This is a genomic window from Escherichia sp. WS1368 (assembly GCF_046487485.1).
In the GTDB taxonomy this organism is placed as follows: Bacteria; Pseudomonadota; Gammaproteobacteria; order Enterobacterales; family Enterobacteriaceae; genus Escherichia; species Escherichia coli.
Window position 1 is genome coordinate 1 of the sequence record NZ_JBJQJI010000050.1, and the last position, 640, is coordinate 640.

The 640-nt window shown below is 48.6% G+C and carries 1 protein-coding gene and 1 pseudogene; one reads left to right on the forward strand and one right to left on the reverse strand.

Features of this window, described 5'->3' with window-relative positions; translation table 11 throughout:
• Positions 1–335 (forward strand): hypothetical protein (locus ACJHYD_RS24495; RefSeq protein ID WP_410228835.1); only part of this gene is annotated, 335 nt, incomplete at its 5' end.
• Positions 336–383: 48 nt separating this feature from the next.
• Here ACJHYD_RS24495 and ACJHYD_RS24500 read toward each other — a convergent pair.
• Positions 384–640 (reverse strand): annotated as a pseudogene (locus ACJHYD_RS24500) (shufflon system plasmid conjugative transfer pilus tip adhesin PilV); the annotation flags it as partial.

Consider the following 640-nt stretch of genomic DNA (forward strand, 5'->3'; position numbering starts at 1 on the left):
GAACTTCCGGTTCCTCTAACGGTAGTTACAGTAATCTTGGCTCACACAGAGGAGCATTTACTGGTCGCAATACAGGAAGTGGTGCGCTGTTTGTTTACGCCTCTGGAGGGAATGGTGGTTCCGCCGGGGGAGATTGCGCTAACACATCCAGATTGCAGGGATACGTTGCAGGGGCATTGATTAGCACAAATGCGAGCAACAACCCATCTTATGGGAAGACAGCATTCATCTCTTTTGCTGTCCCTGCTGGCGCAACTTATCAGATCACCTCTTATCCGACCCAAAACTACTCTTGTGGTTCCGGGGTGTTCTCGGTTTATGCATATCAGATGTAGCACCGCATTCAACTAAACAGTAATGAAGTTGAAACAATGTGCCAGAAATCATCTGGCGCATAACGCTACAGAGCGAAAACAGCTTGTGATGGTCCCTGTTCCACCAACAATCCAGCGATTGTTCGCCCAGTCGGGATAAGTTGAGTCCGGTGAGTTGAACGGGTTACGGTTGTCCTGCGACCAGGCGGTTAATTGATATCCGCCTGAAACCAAAGTACTACCACTCGGACACACTGCATAGGACACTGTATGTCCACATCCACTCGTTCCGTAAACAGTGAAATGTTCCTTTTCTTTGTTACCCT